Annotated in this window: 19 protein-coding genes; 10 read left to right on the top strand and 9 right to left on the bottom strand. The window is 68.0% G+C overall.

Annotated elements, in window-relative coordinates; all coding sequences use genetic code 11:
- Positions 1-294: 294 nt before the first annotated feature.
- The 4 genes from gltB to J2X58_RS12520 all read left to right on the top strand — a co-directional run bounded on the left by gltB (position 295) and on the right by J2X58_RS12520 (position 7961).
- Complete coding sequence (gltB, locus tag J2X58_RS12535) at positions 295-4743, top strand: glutamate synthase large subunit (protein WP_310048565.1); 4449 nt, start codon at positions 295-297, stop codon at positions 4741-4743.
- Entirely contained in the window at positions 4740-6176 is a 1437-nt protein-coding gene (locus tag J2X58_RS12530; protein ID WP_090056157.1) for an FAD-dependent oxidoreductase, read from the top strand. Before gltB ends, J2X58_RS12530 begins: the two co-directional genes overlap by 4 nt.
- 95 nt (positions 6177-6271) lie before the next feature.
- Complete coding sequence (locus J2X58_RS12525; protein ID WP_310048563.1) at positions 6272-7030, top strand: NRDE family protein; 759 nt, start codon at positions 6272-6274, stop codon at positions 7028-7030.
- Between the two features lie 136 nt (positions 7031-7166).
- A complete protein-coding gene (locus J2X58_RS12520) occupies positions 7167-7961 on the top strand; it encodes an SDR family oxidoreductase (protein ID WP_310048562.1) in 795 nt (264 codons plus the stop codon).
- 20 nt (positions 7962-7981) lie between these two features.
- Here the strand turns inward: J2X58_RS12520 and J2X58_RS12515 are convergent, their stop codons facing one another.
- From J2X58_RS12515 to J2X58_RS12505, 3 genes are read right to left on the bottom strand one after another with little or no spacing between them, the layout of a single operon-like run.
- Positions 7982-8290 (bottom strand): hypothetical protein, encoded by a 309-nt coding sequence (locus J2X58_RS12515; RefSeq protein WP_310048561.1) that lies wholly within the window; start codon positions 8288-8290, stop codon positions 7982-7984.
- Positions 8287-8673, bottom strand: coding sequence for a YchJ family metal-binding protein (locus J2X58_RS12510; protein WP_310048559.1), 387 nt, complete (start codon positions 8671-8673; stop codon positions 8287-8289). The genes J2X58_RS12515 and J2X58_RS12510 overlap by 4 nt, the downstream gene beginning before the upstream one ends.
- Positions 8674-8683: 10 nt before the next feature.
- Positions 8684-9238 (bottom strand): lipocalin family protein, encoded by a 555-nt coding sequence (locus J2X58_RS12505; RefSeq protein WP_090175315.1) that lies wholly within the window; start codon positions 9236-9238, stop codon positions 8684-8686.
- Here J2X58_RS12505 and J2X58_RS12500 point away from each other — a divergent pair.
- The gene (locus J2X58_RS12500; protein WP_310048558.1) at positions 9216-9728 is read left to right on the top strand and encodes a hypothetical protein; all 513 of its coding nucleotides are present in this window, start codon (positions 9216-9218) and stop codon (positions 9726-9728) included. The two genes, J2X58_RS12505 and J2X58_RS12500, sit on opposite strands and share 23 nt — an antisense overlap.
- Positions 9729-9779: 51 nt before the next feature.
- Here J2X58_RS12500 and J2X58_RS12495 read toward each other — a convergent pair whose 3' ends face one another.
- Both J2X58_RS12495 and dinG read right to left on the bottom strand, forming a co-directional pair.
- Complete coding sequence (locus J2X58_RS12495; protein WP_310048556.1) at positions 9780-10316, bottom strand: HutD family protein; 537 nt, start codon at positions 10314-10316, stop codon at positions 9780-9782.
- Positions 10313-12409, bottom strand: a complete 2097-nt coding sequence (dinG, locus tag J2X58_RS12490) for an ATP-dependent DNA helicase DinG (protein WP_090056175.1) — start codon at positions 12407-12409, stop codon at positions 10313-10315. The genes J2X58_RS12495 and dinG overlap by 4 nt, the downstream gene beginning before the upstream one ends.
- 89 nt (positions 12410-12498) lie before the next feature.
- On the opposite strand from dinG, the gene J2X58_RS12485 reads away from it, so the two are divergent.
- The gene (locus J2X58_RS12485; protein WP_310048555.1) at positions 12499-13095 is read left to right on the top strand and encodes an RHS repeat-associated core domain-containing protein; all 597 of its coding nucleotides are present in this window, start codon (positions 12499-12501) and stop codon (positions 13093-13095) included.
- A gap of 417 nt (positions 13096-13512) precedes the next feature.
- Here the strand turns inward: J2X58_RS12485 and J2X58_RS12480 are convergent, their stop codons facing one another.
- The 3 genes from J2X58_RS12480 to J2X58_RS12470 all read right to left on the bottom strand — a co-directional run bounded on the left by J2X58_RS12480 (position 13513) and on the right by J2X58_RS12470 (position 14963).
- Entirely contained in the window at positions 13513-13800 is a 288-nt protein-coding gene (locus J2X58_RS12480; protein WP_310048552.1) for a DUF2188 domain-containing protein, read from the bottom strand.
- A gap of 90 nt (positions 13801-13890) precedes the next feature.
- Positions 13891-14475, bottom strand: coding sequence for a DNA-3-methyladenine glycosylase I (locus J2X58_RS12475; RefSeq protein WP_310048551.1), 585 nt, complete (start codon positions 14473-14475; stop codon positions 13891-13893).
- Entirely contained in the window at positions 14472-14963 is a 492-nt protein-coding gene (locus J2X58_RS12470; RefSeq protein ID WP_090056180.1) for a DUF1993 domain-containing protein, read from the bottom strand. The genes J2X58_RS12475 and J2X58_RS12470 overlap by 4 nt, the downstream gene beginning before the upstream one ends.
- 127 nt (positions 14964-15090) lie before the next feature.
- Between J2X58_RS12470 and J2X58_RS12465 the strand changes: the two genes are divergently transcribed.
- Positions 15091-16047, top strand: coding sequence for an ABC transporter ATP-binding protein (locus J2X58_RS12465; RefSeq protein ID WP_090056181.1), 957 nt, complete (start codon positions 15091-15093; stop codon positions 16045-16047).
- Entirely contained in the window at positions 16044-16805 is a 762-nt protein-coding gene (locus tag J2X58_RS12460) for an ABC transporter permease (protein ID WP_090175319.1), read from the top strand. Before J2X58_RS12465 ends, J2X58_RS12460 begins: the two co-directional genes overlap by 4 nt.
- A 79-nt stretch (positions 16806-16884) precedes the next feature.
- Here J2X58_RS12460 and J2X58_RS12455 read toward each other — a convergent pair whose 3' ends face one another.
- On the bottom strand, positions 16885-17391 hold the full coding sequence (locus tag J2X58_RS12455) for a DUF1993 domain-containing protein (RefSeq protein WP_090056183.1): 507 nt from the start codon (positions 17389-17391) through the stop codon (positions 16885-16887).
- A gap of 100 nt (positions 17392-17491) precedes the next feature.
- Here J2X58_RS12455 and J2X58_RS12450 point away from each other — a divergent pair, with 100 nt between their 5' ends.
- Together J2X58_RS12450 and J2X58_RS12445 are read left to right on the top strand one after the other, a co-directional pair.
- Positions 17492-18094 (top strand): FUSC family protein, encoded by a 603-nt coding sequence (locus J2X58_RS12450; RefSeq protein WP_090056185.1) that lies wholly within the window; start codon positions 17492-17494, stop codon positions 18092-18094.
- Positions 18091-18795 carry a VIT family protein gene (locus tag J2X58_RS12445; RefSeq protein ID WP_310048549.1) on the top strand — a complete coding sequence of 235 codons (705 nt, stop codon included), beginning with the start codon at positions 18091-18093 and terminating at the stop codon, positions 18793-18795. Before J2X58_RS12450 ends, J2X58_RS12445 begins: the two co-directional genes overlap by 4 nt.
- The last annotated feature ends 12 nt before the right edge of the window (positions 18796-18807 follow it).

Here is an 18807-nt window from a genome sequence, read left to right as displayed (position 1 = left end):
GTAGGAGCGGACCCGGCCGCGACAGCTGTCGAGGCTGAACCTGCGAGCTGGCGCGCCAGCCCGATGACCGGGGCGAGAAGCAGTCGCGGCCAGGTCCGCTCCTACGCGCCCGCTCGTCGCGACCATACCCGTAAGAATTTCGTTTGGACGTCCAAAAACTTTGACGCAACGCCGCAAATATGTCTAAAGTGAGCCGCATGCCCTCCGCGTGTACGTGAAAGTCGACCGTTCCAGGTCGCGGGGCCACGTGCACGCAATGACCCAGCACCAACCCAATGCCCCAGGAGGCGGACGGTGAAGCAAGGCACTCCGCGCCTCTACGACGAGGCGTTCGAACACGACAGCTGCGGCTTCGGCATCGTGGCGCAGATCGACGGCCACGCCAGCGCGGCGCTGGTCGATACCGCGTTCGCCGCGCTGGCGAAACTTTCCCACCGTGGCGGCGTCAACGCCGATGGCGTCAGCGGCGACGGTTGCGGCGTGCTCGTGCGCCGCCCGGTCGAGTGGCTGCGCGCCCTCGCGGGCGAAGCGGGCATCGCGCTGGCGACGCATTTCGCCAGCGGCGTCGTCTTCCTCGATCCCGCGGGCGACGAGACCGCGGCGCACGTGCTCGAGGACGAACTGGCCAACGTCGGACTCCGCGTCGCCGGCTGGCGCGACGTGGCCGTGGACGCGTCGGCCTGCGGACCGCTCGCCGCGGCCTCGATGCCGCGCGTGCGCCAGGTATTCGTCGACGCGCCGAACGAATGGTCATCGGCCGCGTTCGAGGCCGCGCTCTTTCGTGCGCGCCGCCGCGCCGAACTCGCGCTGGCCGACGACGAGCATTTCTACGTGGTGTCGCTTTCCGGCGAAGTCGTCGGGTACAAGGCGATGGCCGCGCCGGGTCACCTCCGCGACGTCTATCCCGATCTGAAACATCCCGCGCTCGTGGCGGACGCCGTGGTGTTCCACCAGCGCTTCTCCACGAACACGTCGCCGCAGTGGCGGCTCGCGCAGCCGTTCCGCTTCCTCGCGCACAACGGCGAGATCAACACGATCCGCGCCAACCGTCGCTGGATGCAGGCACGCACTTCTGTCATGCGGTCGGAGCGCGTCGACCTCTCCGACATCGGTCCGCTCGTGCGGCAGAAGGGCTCCGACTCGGAAAGCCTCGACAACGCGCTCGAAGTGCTGCTGATGGGCGGCATGGATCTCCTGACGGCGATGCGCGTGCTCGTGCCGCCGGCGTACGCGGCGCGCGAGGACATCGACGAAGACCTCGCGGCCTTCTACGAGTACTACGCGCTGCACAGCGAACCGTGGGACGGGCCAGCCGGCCTCGTCATGTGCGACGGCCGCTACGCGGCGTGCACGCTCGACCGCAACGGCCTGCGTCCGGCGCGCTGGGCGCTGTCCGACGACAACCACCTGATCGTGGCGTCCGAGGCGGGCCTTTGGGACGTTCCGTCCTCGCGTATCGTCGCGAAGGGACGCCTGGCGCCGGGCGAGATGATCGCCGTCGACTTCCGCGAGCACCGCCTGCTGCGCGATGCCGACATCGACGCGATCAACCGCGCCCGCGCGCCGTTCCGCGACTGGCTGCGCGACGGCGTCACCTACCTCGAATCCGACCTGATCGATCCCAGCCTCGCCGCCGAGCCGCTGCCGGCCGACGAGCTCCGCCGTTACCAGAAGCTCTACGGCCTCTCGCGCGAAGAGAGCGAATCCGTGCTCAAGGTGCTGGCGGAGACGGAAGCCGAAGCAACCGGCTCGATGGGCGACGACACGCCGATGGCGGTGCTCTCGCGGCAGATCCGTCCGTTGTTCGACCGCTTCCGCCAGGGCTTCGCCCAGGTGACGAATCCGCCCATCGATCCGCTGCGCGAGCGCCTGGTCATGTCGCTCGTGACGCAGATCGGTCAGGAGCGGAACATCTTCGATCTCGGCCCCGAGAACGCGAAGCAGATCCTGCTCAACTCGCCGATCCTTTCCCAGCGCAAGCTGCGCCAGATCCTCGCGAACCCGGATTACGCCGACACCCCGCGTTTCGATCTCATGTACGGCGCCGGCGAGACGCTGGAGCAGGCGCTGCGTCGCATCTGCGACGATGTCGAGGCCGCCGTGCGCGGCGGCGTCAGGGTGGTGTTCCTGAGCGATCGTTACCCGCGACGCGACCTGCTGCCGATCCACTCGCTGCTGGCCACGGGCGCGGTGCATGCGCGCCTCGTCGACACGGGCCTGCGCTGCCAGTGCAACATCATGGTGGAGACCGCGACACCGCGCGATCCGCACCACTTCGCCTGCCTGATCGGTTTCGGCGCTACCGCGATCTATCCGTGGCTGGCGTACCAGAGCCTGTTCGACATGGGCCGCAGCGGGTACATCCGCAACGGCGAAGGTGCCCCGCGCGAGATCGGCCGCAACTACCGTCGCGGCATCCGCAAGGGCCTGCTGAAGATCCTGTCGAAGATGGGTATTTCCACCGTCGCGGGGTATCGCGGCGCGCAGCTGTTCGAGATCGTGGGCCTGGCGCCGGAAGTCGTGGCGCTGTGCTTCCCCGGCACGCCGTCGCGCATCGGCGGCTCCACGTTCGACGACCTCGAGCAGGAGCAGCGTCTGCTCGCGGCCGAGGCGTGGGACGAGGAGCAGTCGCTCCGCGCCGGCGGCCTGTTCAAGTACGTGCACGGCGGCGAATTCCACATGTACGGTCCGGACGTGATCGCGAGCCTGCAGGTGGCCGTGCGCACGGGCGATTACGCGGACTACGAGAAGTACGCGCGACATGTCGACACGCGTCCGCCTTCCGCGCTGCGCGACCTGCTCGTGCCGCGCGAGGGAACGCCCGTGCCGCTCGACGAGGTGGAGCCCGTCGAGGCCATCCTGCGGCGCTTCGATTCCGCGGGCATGTCGCTCGGCGCGTTGTCGCCGGAGGCCCACGAGGCGCTCGCGATCGCGATGAATCGCCTCGGCGCTCGCAGCAACTCGGGCGAAGGCGGCGAAGACCCGTCGCGCTACGGCACCGATCGCGCCTCCAAGATCAAGCAGGTGGCGTCGGGCCGCTTCGGCGTCACGCCGGCGTACCTCGTCAACGCCGAGGTATTGCAGATCAAGATCGCGCAGGGTGCCAAGCCTGGCGAAGGCGGTCAGCTCCCCGGCCACAAGGTCGACGCGACCATCGCGCGCCTGCGCTACGCGAAGCCCGGCATCGGCCTGATCTCGCCGCCGCCGCACCACGACATCTATTCGATCGAAGACCTCGCGCAGCTGATCCACGACCTGAAGGAAGTGAACCCGCAGGCGTTGGTCTCCGTGAAGCTCGTCTCGCACGCGGGTGTCGGCACGGTCGCCGCCGGCGTGGTCAAGGCCGGTGCCGATCTCATCACGGTGTCCGGCCACGACGGCGGCACCGGCGCGAGCCCGCTCACGTCGATCAAATACGCCGGCACGCCGTGGGAACTCGGCCTCGCCGAAACGCAGCAGACGCTGCGCCTGAACCACCTGCGCGGCCGCGTTCGCCTGCAGACCGACGGCGGCCTCAAGACGGGCCTCGACGTCATCAAGGCGGCGATGCTCGGCGCGGAGAGCTTCGGCTTCGGCACCGGTCCGATGGTGGCGCTCGGCTGCAAGTACCTGCGCATCTGTCATCTGAACAACTGCGCGACGGGCGTCGCCACGCAGCATCCCGTGCTGCGTCAGAAGCACTTCCTCGGCTTGCCCGACATGGTGATGAACTACTTCCGCTTCATCGCGGAAGACGTGCGTCGTCACCTCGCGCGCCTCGGCGTGCGGTCGCTGGCCGAACTCATCGGCCAGAGCGAACGCCTGGAGCAGCGCGACGGCGTGACGCCGGTACAGGAGCGCCTCGACCTCTCGCCGCTGATCGGTGAGGACGGCCTCGGCACGCAGGTGGATTTCGCCTGCACGTTCGCGCGCAATCCGATGCGCGATCCCGCGTCGCTGGCCAACCGTATCGCCGCCGACACGCGCGCGGCGGTCGCCGACGGTCTCGGCGGCACGTTCCATTACCCGATCGTCAACACCGATCGCGCGATCGGGGCGCGGTTGTCCGGCGACGTCGCGCGCCGCTGGGGGGATGCCGGCATGGGCGACAAGCCGGTCAACCTCCACCTCACCGGCGCGGCGGGCCAGAGCCTCGGCGCGTGGAACGCCGCCGGCGTGCACATCGAGCTCATCGGCGAGGCCAACGACGGCGTCGGCAAGGGCATGGCCGGTGGTCGTCTCGTCGTGCGCCCGCCCGCCGACTCGCCGTTCGCCAGCCAGGACGCGTCGATCATCGGCAACACCTGCCTCTATGGCGCGACGGGCGGCGAGTTGTTCGCCGCCGGCCAGGCGGGCGAGCGCTTCGCCGTGCGCAACTCGGGTGCGCTGGCCGTCGTCGAGGGCGCGGGCGACCACTGCTGCGAATACATGACGGGCGGCGTGGTCGCGGTGCTCGGTCGCACGGGACTGAACTTCGGCGCGGGCATGACGGGTGGCTTCGCCTACGTGCTCGACACCGAGCGTAACTTCGTCGACTGCTACAACCACGAACTCGTCGACATCGTGCGCATTTCGCACGAAGGCATGGAGCACTACATGCAGCACCTGCGCCAGCTCATCGCGCGCCACGCCGAACTCACCGGCAGCGCCTGGGGCCGTCGCGTCCTCGGCGATTTCCGCGGCCTGCTGCAGCGTTTCTGGCTGGTGAAACCCAAGGCGGCGAGTCTCGACGCGCTGGCCGAAGAACTGCGGAGTGCCGCATGAGCGCGAAGGACTTCCGATTCCTCGACATTCCGCGGCAGACGCCGCGGACGGTGCCCGTGGCGGTTCGCGTGCTCGGCTATGGCGAGATCTCCGGTGACTTCGCGTCGTCGGAAGCCGCCTCGCAGTCCGGCCGCTGCATCGATTGCGGCAATCCGTATTGCGAGCATGCCTGCCCGGTCCACAACTACATTCCGAACTGGCTGAAGCTCGTGCAGGACGGTCGGCTCTTCGAAGCCGCGACGCTGATGCACGAGACCAATCCGCTCCCGGAGATCTGCGGTCGCGTCTGTCCGCAGGATCGCCTGTGCGAAGGCGCGTGCACGCTCGAGCAGGGCGACTTCGGCGCCGTGACCATCGGCAGCGTTGAGCGCTGGGTCACCGACGAGGCGATCCGACAGGGCTGGCGTCCCGATCTCTCGCGCGTGCGCGAGACCGGCGCGCGCGTCGCCATCGTCGGTGCCGGCCCGGCGGGTCTCGCCTGCGCCGACCGCCTGCGTCGCGCGGGCATCGAGGCGCACGTGTTCGATCGCCAGCATGAGATCGGCGGCCTGCTCACCTTCGGCATTCCGCCGTTCAAGCTCGACAAATCGGTGGTGCGTACGCGCCGCATGGTGCTGGAAGGCATGGGCGTGCGCTTCCACCTCGGCGTCGAGATCGGGCGCGACATCGAGTTCGACGAACTCCTCGCGGATTACGACGCGGTCTTCGTCGGCACGGGCGCGTATACCTACGTGGATGGCCAGCTCGAAGGGCGCGACCTCCAGGGCGTGCACGACGCGCTGCCGTTCCTCATCGCGAACACGGAACGGCTGCTTCGCGACGAAGCGCCCGCTCCCGAATACGACCTCGCGGGCAAGCACGTCGTCGTGCTGGGCGGCGGCGACACCGGCATGGACTGCAACCGCACCGCGATCCGTCTCGGCGCCGCGTCGGTCACCTGCGTGTATCGCCGCGACGAGCCGAGCATGCCGGGTTCGCGTCGCGAAGTCGGCTACAGCCGGGAGGAGGGCGTCCGGTTCCTCTTCCAGCGGCAGCCCGTCGCGCTGGTGGGCGACGGACATCGCGTCACGGCGGTGCGCGTGGTCGAGACGCAGCTCGTCGAAGGCGCCGACGGCCGACCGCGCCCGCAGAACGTCGACGGCAGCGAGTCCGAGCTGCGGGCCGACGTCGTGATCCAGGCGTTCGGTTTCCAGCCGAGCCCGCCGGACTGGTGCGACGCCTTCGGCATCGAGCGCGACCGCGGCGGCCGCATCGTCGCTGGCGGCGAAGGCCGCCTGCCGCTGCAGACCAGCAACCCGCGGATCTTCGCCGGCGGCGACAACGTCCGCGGCGCCGACCTCGTGGTCCGCGCGGTCTACGACGGCCGGGAAGCGGCGGCATCCATCGCACGCATGCTGGCGGCGAAGCGCGCCAAGGCCACGGTCGCGGCTTGAGTCTGCTCTTGGAGGCTCACCGGCGCGGCGCCTGCCCTTGGCCCCGCCGCCGGTGGCAACCACAATAGGCGCATGTCCTCCCGGGTCACGCCCCCATGTGTCTGATCGCCTTCGCATGGCGCGCGCATCCGCGCTGGCGCCTCGTCCTCGTCGGCAATCGCGACGAATTTCACGCCCGACCCACCGCGCCCCTGGCCGCGTGGGACGAGGCGCCGCAGATCGTCGCGGGCCGCGATCTCGAAGCCGGCGGAACCTGGGCCGGCGCGAGCGCCCAGGGGCGTGTCAGCGTCATCACCAATGTGCGCGACCTCACCGCCGATCACGGCGGGCTCTCGCGGGGCCTGCTCGTCGCCGACTACCTCGGGTCCAACGTTCCGGCGCGCGAGCACGCCGTGGAATTGATGGCCTCCGCACGCGACTACCGGCCCTTCAACCTGCTGACGTTCGACGCGCACGACGCGTACTACCTCGGCAATCATCCGAGCGCGCGGGCGCAGCCGGTCGAACCGGGCGTGCATGGGCTCAGCAACGCCGACTTCAACGCGCCGTGGCCGAAGACCCGCGCGCTCACCCATCGCCTGGCCGACTGGCTGGCGGCCGGCGCGGAGGACGACACCGACGCGCTGTTCGCGATGCTTTCCGACCAGGGCCGCTGGCCCGACGACGTGCTTCCCGATACGGGCATCGGCATCGAGCGCGAGCGTTTCCTTTCCAGCGCCTTCATCGTCGGCGAGGCCTATGGCACCCGCGCCTCGACCGTGATCCTGGTGGACGACGCGAACCGCACCGTCGTCATGGAGCGCCGCTTCGGACCCAACGGCGTTCCGGCAGGCGAGACGCGCGTCGCGATCTGAGTTCCTCGCGCCCTGATCGAAACCGTCGTTCTTGGCCTGCGCGCCAGACTCTTTTGCCTTTGGAGCGATTGATTCCCGGGCGCCACGCCCCGAGCATGGAAAGGGTCATTCCATCCCCTCGCTCCCGGAGCACGCCATGAACATCGACCTCTCGACCCGCAGCGCCATCGTCACGGGTTCCACCGCGGGCATCGGCCTCGCCATCGCCACCGGCCTCGCGCAGTCCGGCGCCTCCGTGGTCATCACCGGTCGCACGCAGGCGCGCGTCGACGAAGCCATCGCCGCGGTGAAGAAGGCCGCGCCAGGCGCGAAGGTGACCGGTGTCGCCGCCGATCTCGGCACCGCCGAAGGCGCGGCCGCGCTGATCGAGGCGGTGCCCGATGCCGACATCCTCATCAACAACCTCGGCATCTTCGAGCCGAAGGACTTCTTCGACATCGACGATGCCGAGTGGTCGCGCTTCTTCGAAGTGAACGTGAACTCCGGCGTGCGTCTGTCGCGCCACTACGCGAAGGGCATGAAGGATCGCGGCTGGGGTCGCGTGCAGTTCATCTCCAGCGAGTCGGCCGTGCAGATCCCGGGCGAGATGGTCCACTACGGTGTCACGAAGACGGCGCAGCTCGGTGTGTCGCGCGGTCTGGCCGAGGTGCTGGCCGGCACGGGCGTGACGGTGAACGCGGTGCTTCCGGGGCCCACGCTGTCCGAAGGCGTCAGCGACTTCTTCGGCAAGATCGCGAAGGACCAGAACAAGTCGCAGGAGGACGTCGAGCGCGATTTCATCCAGACGCATCGTCCGACGTCGCTGATCAAGCGGCTCCTCAGCGTCGAGGAGGTCGCGAACGTCTCGGTGTACCTGGCCTCGGAGCAGGCCTCGGGCACCACGGGCGCCGCGGTCCGCGTCGACGGCGGCGTCACGCGTTCGATCATCTGACCGAACCACGTATCGCCGGGCTATCCGCCCACCTGGCAGAGGATCCGCAAGAAGGCTCCGTCGTTTCGCTGGAACTCCGGCCGCGGCGCATGGAAGCGCCGTTCGCTCAGCGCGACCGACGTCACGCGGTCCATCCGGAAGAACTTCCAACCGGTGGCCGCGCCGGACGCGCTGCCGCCGGTCACCTGCCAGGCACTCAGCAACCGGTCGCCCGCCTTATCGTCGCCGTACACATGCGGTTGCACCAGCCGCGTCGCACCCCCGTATTCGACGACGAGCAAACGCATGGACGCGATCGCTTCGCAGACGACGGTGTCGACACGGTTCACGACAGGTCGCCGTCCACGTAATACCAACGCCCGTCCTCGCGCACGAAACGGCTGACCTCGTGCATGCGCTCGGCGCGTCCGCCACCGACGCGCATGCGCGCGACGAATTCGACGATGGCGGTCTCCGGGGTCGGGTTGTCGTGTCGCTTCACCGACAGGCCGAGCCATGTCGGCTTCGGCGATTGCCTGGCAAGGTCCAGCGACACGGGGCGCGTGGTCGCGTGCCACGACGCGAGGAGATAGTCCTCGCGTCCGAGGACATAGGCGCTGTAGCGGGAGCGCATCAGCGCCTCGGCCGTGGGCGCGGCGAAACCATCGTGATACGGGCCGCAGCAGGCGGCGTACGGCTTGCCGGAGTCGCAGGGGCAGGGGGCGTCGGTCATGCCGCCGATTCTAGCGAGCCGGACCGCCGTCGTTCACTTGCCCGGAAACGATCAGCGGCGAAAGGTCGTAGCCCATAGCCGTCGCGCGCTGCTTCAGCGAGTCGAACGTCGCCTTGTCCATGGCCGGCGTTCTCGAGAGGATCCACAGATACTTCCGTCCCGGTTGCCCGACCATGGCCCAGCGGTAATCGTCGTCGAGCGCGATGACCCAGTAATCGGCCCAGACGAACGGAATCCACGAGAGCCACTTCGGCGCGAACCGCACTTCGAGCTTGCCGCGCGCATAGGGCTCGGGACGACGTGCCACGCCATCGCTGGCGATGCGCTCGCCGCTGCCGGTATCGCAGGCGTTGTGCACCGCGACCGTACCGTCGGGCAAGGGCTTGTAGGTGGCGGTGACGGCACCCGTGCACTTGCGCTGGAAGTACATCGGCAGCCGGGCGATCTCGTGCCAGGTCCCCGCATAGCGATCGAGGTCGAGGTTCGCGACGGCGGTGACTGGGGTGCTCGCGAGGGAGGCGGAGGCGACCATGGATGCCGCGATGAATGTGAAGACGTGGCGCATGACGGTCTGGATTCCGGCGGGACGACCTCCTACGATGCCCATCGGGAGTGAACGTCGTTTGAATCGAACCGTTCGGGGGCGGGCCGATCGCATGGGGAATCCTGTCGTTCCAGTACGCCGGCCGTTGTTGCGGCGATGGCGCGAGCGCCTCGTCGAAGGCGTGGGTGTGCGCTTCGATGCCGATACGCGGTGCATCGTGCATCGTCCGGCGCGCCTGCATGTGCGCGAGCTTTCCGTGGAACGCGTGACGTGCGTGGAGGCGGGTAATCGCGACATCGCCTACGACCGCGTTTTCCTATTCTTCCATGCCAAAGGAGAGGAAACGCTGGTGGTATCCGAGCTCGACAACGGATTCGACGCCTTCGTGCGCGACCTGCGCGACGTGTTCCCGGGGATCGAGGCGTGGCAACGCGCCGTTCCATCGGTGGCGTTCCAGCTCACGGCCGTCGATCTGTGGAGCCGGGCGGCACCGGGCGAGCCTGCCGGCTGACACCGGATCGCCGATACGATCGGCTCCCACCCTCCGGACTGGACGTGTGGATCAGGCGATGCGCACGACGAGCGCCACGGCACCTCCATCCAGCGCGATCCGCCCTGGCCGCAGCGCGCTGTCGCCGCGAGTGCATGTCACGCCGTCGATCACGCCGGTCCCGGCCGCGACGTGGACGAGCACGGCACCGGCCGCGTCGATCGCCCTGGCACCGCGCAGCACCTCGACGGCACCCGTCGCCGCGCCACGCCGCACCATCAGGTTAAAGTCGCGCGTCGCACCGCCGGCCAGCGCGACGGCCACGTGCGCCTCTCCCGGGAACGAGAAGGGCTCGCAAGGGACGGTCAGCGCATGCGTGCGCGTGCCGTCGAGCGTCATCGTGAAACCGTCGCCCTCCAGCAGCACGATGGTGCGATCGATGCCGGGGAATCGCGAGAAGGGCGACGCGGTGTCGACGTCCGCGATGCTCACGCGCCAGAGGAACGCGTCCATCGACGCGCCTGTCGGCGCCACCGCGATCGCGCGCGTGATGCCGAGGCCGTTCTTCCACGGCACGGCCTGGAGTTCGTCGAAGCGAACGATCGTCATGCGACGCGCTCGATGTCGCGCGCGAACGGCGGCAGCGCGCGCAACATGCCCGTGCCATAGCGTTTCGTGATCACGCGACGATCGAGCAGCACGATGCGTCCGGTATCGGTCTCCGTGCGGATCAGGCGGCCGCAGTACTGCGTGAGGATGCGCGTCGCGTCCGGCACGCTCACCTCGATGAACGGATTGCGTCCGCGCGATTCGAGCCACTCGGCATACGTGGCACCGACGGGGTCCGTCGGCACGGCGAACGGCAGCTGCGTGACGACGACCGTCTCGCATAGCTTGCCGGGGAGGTCGAGGCCCTCGCCGAAGGACGCCAGGCCGAACAGCGTGCTGCCCTTGCCGGCCTCGATGTCTTCCTTGTGTTCCGCGATCAGCTGCGCCTTCGACAGCGAGCCCTGCGCGCGCACCTTGCGCACGAACTCGATGGGCAGTATCTGCAGGACGCGGTCGAGCTTCGCGCGCGACGTGAACAGCACGAGGTTGCCGCTGTTCCAGTCGAGGTGCTTCGCCAGCCACTCGGATACCTCGCGCGCATGGCCCTCGCGATCGTCCGGCATCGTCTTCAGCGCGGGCACGCTGAGCGTGGCCTGGTTCTCCAGGTCGAAGGGCGAGGGCAGGCTGATCGTGACCGCCTCGTTCGGCAGCCCGACCGAATCGGCGAAGCCGCGGAAGTTGCCGCCGGCGCTCAGGGTGGCCGACGTCATCACCACCGCCGACGCGTTGTCCCACAGCACGCTGCGCAGCAGGCCACCGGCCGAGACGGCCGAGGCATGGCACACGAGCTGCTGCTCGGGCGTCATGCTGACCCAGCGCGCGAGCGGCGGCGCGTTCTCGCGATCGTCGGTCGACCATGCGTACCAGGTGCGCACCTGCCGGTCGAGGCGCTCGAGCGCCACGCCCAGTTCGCGCGACAGCGCTTCCTGCGTCGGGCCGCCGGCTTCCATCTCGACGACGGTACGGCGCACCGTGCGCAACCAGCGCTGGATGTCCTTCGTGATCAGGTGCAGGTGCTCGGCGTGCATCTTCCAGTTCTCCGGAAGTTGCCCCAGCGAGGCGCGGAAGACCGGCTCCGTCTCGCTGGACGACGGCGTCCACGACAGACGGATCTCGCGTTCGATCTCTTCCAGCGCGTTCGACATCAGCAGCAGTTTCTCGTCGCCCATTTCGAGCGTGAGGTTGCCGATGCTCTCCTTGTCCGTGAGCGAATAGGCGCCGTGGATCTGGTTCTGCAGGCGGCCGATGCGGCGCACGGCCGTGGCGAGGTGCACGTCGGCCGCGCCGCGGTCGATGGCCTTGCCGGGCACGTGGTGCGCCTCGTCGAAGATGTAGAGGGTGTCTTCCGGCTTAGGCAGGATCACGCCGCCGAAGGTGTCCTCGTCGCGTGGCATGGTGAGGTCGGCCAGCACGAGGTCCTGGTTGGCGACCACGATGTCGGCCTCGCCGATCGCGCGACGCGCCACGAAGAACGGGCACACGGCGAACGCGCCGCACTTGCGGCCGGTGCAGCCGCCCGCGCTCGTCGTCAGCATGCCGCGTACCAGGTCGGAGACCGGTTCCGGGCTGGTGTCCATGTCGCCGTTCCACTCGCGCGCCTCGAACGCCTTGCCGAGCTTCTCGACGGCCTTCGTGTCGCGTTCGGCGGGCGGGCGCGACCACAGCGCGAGGTCCGCGTCGAAATCGAAGCCCGTCTGGGCCGCGGGTTCCGAGCCCGCCATGCGCAGGTTGCGCACGCACAGGTAGCGAGCACGGCCCTTGGCCAGCGCGACCTTGGCCTCTACGCCGCACAACGAGAGGTACTGTGGGATGTCGCGCTGGACCAGCTGCTCCTGCAGCGCGACGGTCGCGGTGGCGATGACCAGCTTCTTCTTCTGCGCGCGCGCGACCTCGAGGCCACCGATGAGGTACGCCATGGATTTACCGGTACCGGTCGGAGCCTCGATCACCGCCGCGCCGGCCGGCTCGGACAGCGCCTTGGCGACCTCGGCGATCATCTTCAGCTGCGCCGCGCGCCCGCGGAAACCCGCAAGGCCGTCCTTCAGCCGCGCATAGGCGGCGCGGATCGCGGCTTTGGTGTCGTCGGTGAGCATCATGAATTACTGCGCGCGAATCACGAAATATTGCTAGCCTCTGGATCAGGCAGGGCTGGCTTGCCAGGGCGCCACGTCAAGGATGGGACATGGAAGGGGGGACTACGACAACTCATCGAGTGCGCATCCGTGCGCTTCTTTGGCACGTGACCGTGCTACTGATACTGTTTCTCGGAACGACTTCGTGGGCAATCGCCCAGACGGCGAGAACAGTCACATATTACTACACGGATCCGCAGGGTACCGTACTCGCAACAGCCGACGCCGCAGGCAATACCCTGTCAACGGGGGACTACCATGCCTATGGATCCGCAATCCCATCGGCGACGGAGTCTGGCCCGTCGTTCACCGGGCATGTCGTCGATCCAGAATCAAGTTTCCTCTACGCACAACAGCGTTACTACGATCCCGAAATCGGTCGGTTTCTCTCGGTCGACCCCATAGCGGTTTCGCCCGAACGTGGAGTTAATCGTTATTGGTACGCGAGCAACAATCCGTTCCGATATACCGATCCGGATGGTCGCGAAAGCGTCGGGGAGTTGCTTGACGCAAACGCAACGGCGGCGGCAAACAGGCGCAGCGACGCAGCTACCTACGGTTGGGCATTTTTGGCTGTTACCTGGAATGCGTCTGGCGCTGAAGGCACCAGCCGGCTTGCTTCCGAGGGTTGGTCGAATGCCACGTGACCCTTTGTAAGAAGGGTGGGGCAACGACGATTGACCATCTCGAAACCGCCTGTCCCTCCTGCAATTCAAGCAAGGGGGGCAAGGACCTTGGAACCGAGTGGATTCCACCCAATGCACGGGACTGACTAATGCGGATCGAAACGACGGCTATCGTATGTGGGCACGTGTTCCGGGATGAGCGCCCGGTGCGTGTTGTCATTCACCACAACGATGGTGTCTGGCAACTCGTCTGCGGAGAAGACGACCATCCGCAAGACTGCGGTGATTTCGAGACGGTCGGCTTAGAGCACATCTTGGATCGACAGCCGGATCTCGCCCTCTTGAGTGACATGAAACGAGGCGAGATAGCTGAGCAATTGGACGAGGGGTGGTCTAGAAGTCAGTTCGACGAGTAGAGCGCAACCAGTCGCCCAGAAGTCAGGCCTGAACTGGAGGGCGCGATTCGCCCTCGAACGGACGACCGCGGCCCACAAGGCCCGCCACCACGTAGGTGTGCTCTTCCCACGTCCCGTCGGCCTGCTGCACGTGGATTTCGACCGGGCGGCCCAGGCTGTCGGAGAGGCCGGGGGCCATGGCCTCGGCGGCCGTGATGGCCATGCGCTGCGAGGCGTAACGGCCGAGGGGTAGGGAAGCACGGCGTACGATCCACGGTCCCTGTGTCGATTCGCTGTACGGAATGAACAGTTGGGCGGAGCTGGAAGCCATGGAACCCTCGCTATCAAAGGTGGGCCAGACGGAGGGGGCCGCTGTCGCGACCCCTGACCGAACGCTACGCCGATCCGGCTAAAAAACCCGTTAACCCTTGTGCGACAAGGTTTTTCCGGCCTTTTCCGTGCGCCGGAAGCAGGTCGGGACATGGCTGTCGATCAGGCCGGTCGCCTCCAGCCAGGCGAAGACGATCGTGGGCCCGACGAAGGTGAAGCCCCGCTTCTTGAGGTCTTTCGACAGTCTGGCGGAGAGCGGGCTGTTGGGCGGCACCGGTCCCTCCCAGCGCACCGGCTGGCCCCCGACGTAGCTCCAGGCGAAGTCCGCGAAGTCCTCGCCGGCGTCGCGCATCGCCAGGAAGGCCTGGGCGTTGCGGATCGTCGCGGCGATCTTGGACGGCGACCGGATGATCCCGGAGTCGCCCAGCAGGCGTTCGGTGTCCGCCGGGCCGTAGCGGGCCACGACCTCCGGATCGAAGCCGTCGAAGGCTCGCCGGAAGCCGTCGCGACGGGCGAGGATCGTCCGCCACGACAGCCCTGCCTGGAAGCCGTCGAGGATCAGCTTCTCCCAGAGCCTGCGGCTGTCGCGCTCGGGAACGCCCCACTCCTGGTCGTGGTACGCGCGCATGAGGTCGTCCGCGTCGCCCCAGGCGCAGCGCGGCCGACCGTCGCTCACTTGTCGAGGCCGAGGTAGTCCAGCTTGCCGATCGCCACACCCTTGTGGCGCAGGATGTCGTACGCGGTGGTCACGTGGAAGAAGAAGTTCGGGATCGCGAAGGTGAGCAGGTAGGTGGTGCCGGTGAACGTGTACTCGCTGTCGCGGATCTTGCGGGAGAGGTCGCGGTTCGCACCGGCTTCGAGCGCCGCGCGGTCGACGGACCCGATCCAGGCCACGGTGTCGTCGATACGCTTGCGCAGGTCGTCGAAGGTGGCCTCGTTGTCCTCGAACGACGGCGGCTGCACGTCGGCGATGCGGGCGACGGCGAACTTCGCCGTGTCGCTGGCGCGCTGGATCTGCCCGGCGAGGTTGAGCATGTCCGGCGCGAGGCGCGCCTCGATCAGATCGGTGCCGCCGTGGGCCTCGGCCTTGGCGAGGAGGTCGGCCAGCACGCGGAAGCCGCGGGTGAAAACGGGGACGGAGGCGTCGTACGTCGAGATCGTCATGGGATGCCAGTCAGGTGAAGGATGTCGCCGATGGTGCCATACCGCGCTCCCGCGGGCATCGCGAGGTAGGCAGGCCAACGGCATGGGTCTACCATCGGACGCCTTACCCACGGCCATACGGGTTCCCATGTCGCCACTCGACGCATCGATCACCGCACCCGACGCCATCGTCGCGGTGCGTGGGCTGTCCAAGACGTACAAATCCGGCTTCCAGGCGCTCAAGCGCGTGGACCTCGACATCCGGCGCGGCGAGATCTTCGCGCTCCTCGGCCCCAACGGCGCCGGCAAGACCACGCTGATCAGCATCGTCTGCGGCATCGTCAACGGCAGCGAAGGCACGGTCACCGTCGACGGGCAGGACATCGTGCGCGACTACCGCGCCGCGCGCAGCCTGATCGGCCTGGTGCCGCAGGAGCTCTCGACCGACGCGTTCGAAAGCGTCTGGGCGACCGTGAAGTTCAGCCGCGGACTCTTCGGCAAGGCGCCGAACCCGGAATACCTCGAGAAGATCCTGCGCGAACTGTCGCTGTGGGAGAAGCGCGACTCGAAGATCATGACGCTCTCGGGCGGCATGAAGCGTCGCGTGCTGATCGCCAAGGCGCTCGCGCACGAACCGCGCGTGCTGTTCCTCGACGAACCGACGGCCGGCGTCGACGTCGAACTGCGCCACGACATGTGGCAGATGGTGCGCCGCCTGCGCGAGTCGGGCGTCACGATCATCCTGACCACGCACTACATCGAGGAAGCCGAGGAGATGGCCGATCGCATCGGTGTCATCAACCACGGCGAACTCGTGCTGGTGGAGGAAAAGACTACCCTGATGCGCAAGCTCGGCAAGAAGCAGCTCTCGCTGCAGCTGCAGACGCCCCTGCAGGCGGTCCCGGAAGGGCTCGGGCACTGGCCGCTCGAACTGTCGGCCGACGGCAGCTGCCTCACGTACACGTTCGACGCGCAGGGCGAGGACACCGGCATCGCCGAGTTGCTGCGCAAGCTCAACGCGCTCGGCATCGACTTCAAGGACCTGCATTCGAGCGAGAGCTCGCTGGAGGACATCTTCGTGAGCCTCGTGAGGACGCACGCATGAACATCCACGGCGTTCGCGCGATCTACCGCTTCGAGATGGCCCGCACCTTCCGCACGCTGATGCAGAGCATCGCCTCGCCGGTGCTCTCCACCTCGCTCTATTTCGTGGTGTTCGGCGCGGCGATCGGTTCGCGCATGGGCGACATCGGCGGCGTGAGCTACGGGGCCTTCATCATCCCTGGCCTGATCATGCTGTCGCTGCTCAACGAGAGCATCAGCAACGCGTCGTTCGGCATCTACATGCCGAAGTGGGCGGGCACGATCTACGAACTGCTCTCCGCGCCCGTGTCGTACGTGGAGGTGGTGCTCGGTTACGTGGGTGCCGCGGCCACGAAATCGGTGATCCTCGGACTGCTCATCCTCGCCACGGCGCGCATCTTCGTCGATTACGAGATCCTGCATCCGTTCTGGATGATCGGCTTCCTCATCCTCACCGCCGTCACCTTCAGCCTGTTCGGTTTCATCATCGGCCTGTGGGCCGACGACTTCCAGAAGCTGCAGGTCGTGCCGCTGATGGTGATCACGCCCCTGACGTTCCTGGGTGGCAGCTTTTACTCGATCTCGATGCTGCCGCCGGTATGGCAGAAGATCACGCTGTTCAATCCCGTCGTGTACCTGGTCAACGGCTTCCGCTGGAGCTTCTACGGGGAGGCCGACGTGAACATCGCGGTGAGCGTCGGCGCGACCGTCGGGTTCCTCGTGCTGTGCCTCGGCGTGGTCTGGTGGATCTTCCGTACCGGGTGGAAGCTGAAGGCCTGAGGGGCCCTCAACCGTCGTACCGGCGAAGGCCGGTACCCACGGCGAGGCGGTCGGTACCGCCTCGCCGCATCGCGCGCGATCAAGCCTTTCCGAGAAAATCCGCCTTGCCCAGCACGACGCCCACGCCGCGCAGGATCGCGTACGCCGTCGACGCGTGGAAATACACGTTGGGCAGCACGAAGCCCAGCAGGTAGTCCTGCCCGCGGAAGTGCATGTCGCCGCTGCGCAGCTTCAGCACGATCTCGCGATCCTCGCTGCCGTCGATCTGCGCCGGCGTGAAGCCTTCGATCATGCCGATCACGGTCGCGATGCGCGCCTGCAGCTCCTCGAACGAGGTCTCGTTGTCTTCCATCTTCGGCGGCTCGACGCCGGCGAGGCGGTAGACGGCGCCCTTGGCCATGTCGGTGGCAATCTGCACCTGGCGGATCAGCGGGAACATGTCGGGGGTGATGCGTGTGTTGAGCAGCACCTCCGGCGCGATCTTGCGATCGGCGGCGTGCTGGGCGCCCTTGGCGAGCACGCCGGACAGGTTCTTCAGCGCGCGGACGAGGACGGGCACGGAGGTCTGGTACATCGAGATGGACATGGGCCGGAATCTTCTTGGGGCAGGGGCGGCCGATGCGGCCGCGGCGGCGTATTGTGCGGTGTCGTTGGCAGCGCGTCGACGGCGTCGGTAGGATGGGCGCATGAGTCCACCGGACGCGCCTCTCTCCCGTGCCGAAGCCGCCCTGCGTGTCGTCCGGTTGCGGCGCGCGCAGCGGGTTTTCGAGCGTCTCTTCCGCGACCTGCCGTTCGGCAAGCGGCTGCGGACCGGCTCGTTCCTCGCGTTCAAGGGCGCGCTCGGTGCCAGCGTGGCGTTCGCGATCGGCCACGCGCTGCACACCGAACAGGCCTACTGGGCGGCCATCAGCGCCCTGGCGGTGACCCAGCCGCGCTATCTGGAATCGCGCGGCGCGAGCCGCGACCGCTGCCTGGGTACCGCATTGGGCGGTGCGGCGGGCTTCGCCGGCCTGTGGCTCGGGCATAGCGGCGACGTCCTCTCGTTCGCGCTGGCGCTCGCCGCGGTCACCCTGGTGTGCTGGGCGGCGAACGTCGCGCAGGCCGCGCGGATCGCGGGCATCACCACGGCCATCGTGCTGCTCGTGCCGGCCGAGGGGCCGCTCTGGGAGATTCCGCTGTTCCGGTTCGGCGAGGTGATCCTGGGCACGATCTGCGCGCTGCTCGTCGGCTGGATGGTGACGCGTCTGGAGGAGCGTGTCGAACACGACGAACAGGAGCCCGGCGCATGATCCCGCGCTTCCGCCATCGCGAGCAGCATCGACTGCAACGCATCGGCTGGCTACGCGCCGCGGTGCTCGGCGCGAACGACGGCATCCTGTCGACCGCCAGCCTGATGGTAGGCGTCGCGTCCGCCGCGCAGGCGAGCCGCTCCGACATCATGATCGCCGGTGTCGCCGGCCTGGTCGCCGGCGCGATGTCGATGGCGGCGGGCGAATACGTGTCCGTCAGTTCGCAGGCGGACAGCGAAGCGGCCGAGCTGGATCTCGAACAGCGCGAACTGCGCGACGACCCGACCGGCGAGCACAAGGAACTGGCGGAGATCTACGTGCAGCGCGGCCTCGACCGGGCGCTGGCGCGTACCGTCGCCGAACAGCTCATGGCGCACGACGCGCTGGAAGCGCATGCGCGCGACGAGCTCGGCCTCTCGGTGACCACCGCCGCCCGTCCCTGGCAGGCTGCCGGTGCGTCGGCCCTGAGCTTCTCGTGCGGGGCGATCCTGCCGATCGCGGCGGCCGCCCTGGCGTCGCGCGAACAGGTGGCGCCGGTCACCTTCGCGGTGTCGTTGCTCGCGCTGGCCCTGCTGGGTACCGCGTCTGCGTTCATGGGCGGCGGCAACATCCTGCGCGGCATCGCTCGCGTCGTGTTCTGGGGCGCGCTGGCGATGGCCGTGACGTCGGTGGTCGGTCACGTCTTCAACGTCGCGGCCTGAATTCGCCGCGGC

The sequence above is a fragment of the Luteibacter sp. 3190 genome (genome assembly GCF_031456385.1).
GTDB lineage: Bacteria > Pseudomonadota > Gammaproteobacteria > Xanthomonadales > Rhodanobacteraceae > Luteibacter.
Note: the sequence above shows the minus strand (reverse complement) of the source record. Positions and strands in the feature narration are given on the sequence as shown.

What these genes read in the sequence shown, in the direction of transcription:
- J2X58_RS12530 (WP_090056157.1), top strand. Translation starts at nt 4,740, where the DNA reads ATGAGCGCGAAGGACTTCCGATTCCTCGACATTCCGCGGCAGACGCCG.
- J2X58_RS12525 (WP_310048563.1), top strand. Translation starts at nt 6,272, where the DNA reads ATGTGTCTGATCGCCTTCGCATGGCGCGCGCATCCGCGCTGGCGCCTC.
- J2X58_RS12520 (WP_310048562.1), top strand. Translation starts at nt 7,167, where the DNA reads ATGAACATCGACCTCTCGACCCGCAGCGCCATCGTCACGGGTTCCACC.
- J2X58_RS12510 (WP_310048559.1), bottom strand. Translation starts at nt 8,673, where the DNA reads ATGACCGACGCCCCCTGCCCCTGCGACTCCGGCAAGCCGTACGCCGCC.
- J2X58_RS12500 (WP_310048558.1), top strand. Translation starts at nt 9,216, where the DNA reads ATGAATGTGAAGACGTGGCGCATGACGGTCTGGATTCCGGCGGGACGA.
- J2X58_RS12505 (WP_090175315.1), bottom strand. Translation starts at nt 9,238, where the DNA reads ATGCGCCACGTCTTCACATTCATCGCGGCATCCATGGTCGCCTCCGCC.
- J2X58_RS12495 (WP_310048556.1), bottom strand. Translation starts at nt 10,316, where the DNA reads ATGACGATCGTTCGCTTCGACGAACTCCAGGCCGTGCCGTGGAAGAAC.
- dinG (WP_090056175.1), bottom strand. Translation starts at nt 12,409, where the DNA reads ATGCTCACCGACGACACCAAAGCCGCGATCCGCGCCGCCTATGCGCGG.
- J2X58_RS12485 (WP_310048555.1), top strand. Translation starts at nt 12,499, where the DNA reads ATGGAAGGGGGGACTACGACAACTCATCGAGTGCGCATCCGTGCGCTT.
- J2X58_RS12480 (WP_310048552.1), bottom strand. Translation starts at nt 13,800, where the DNA reads ATGGCTTCCAGCTCCGCCCAACTGTTCATTCCGTACAGCGAATCGACA.
- J2X58_RS12470 (WP_090056180.1), bottom strand. Translation starts at nt 14,963, where the DNA reads ATGACGATCTCGACGTACGACGCCTCCGTCCCCGTTTTCACCCGCGGC.
- J2X58_RS12465 (WP_090056181.1), top strand. Translation starts at nt 15,091, where the DNA reads ATGTCGCCACTCGACGCATCGATCACCGCACCCGACGCCATCGTCGCG.
- J2X58_RS12460 (WP_090175319.1), top strand. Translation starts at nt 16,044, where the DNA reads ATGAACATCCACGGCGTTCGCGCGATCTACCGCTTCGAGATGGCCCGC.
- J2X58_RS12455 (WP_090056183.1), bottom strand. Translation starts at nt 17,391, where the DNA reads ATGTCCATCTCGATGTACCAGACCTCCGTGCCCGTCCTCGTCCGCGCG.
- J2X58_RS12450 (WP_090056185.1), top strand. Translation starts at nt 17,492, where the DNA reads ATGAGTCCACCGGACGCGCCTCTCTCCCGTGCCGAAGCCGCCCTGCGT.
- J2X58_RS12445 (WP_310048549.1), top strand. Translation starts at nt 18,091, where the DNA reads ATGATCCCGCGCTTCCGCCATCGCGAGCAGCATCGACTGCAACGCATC.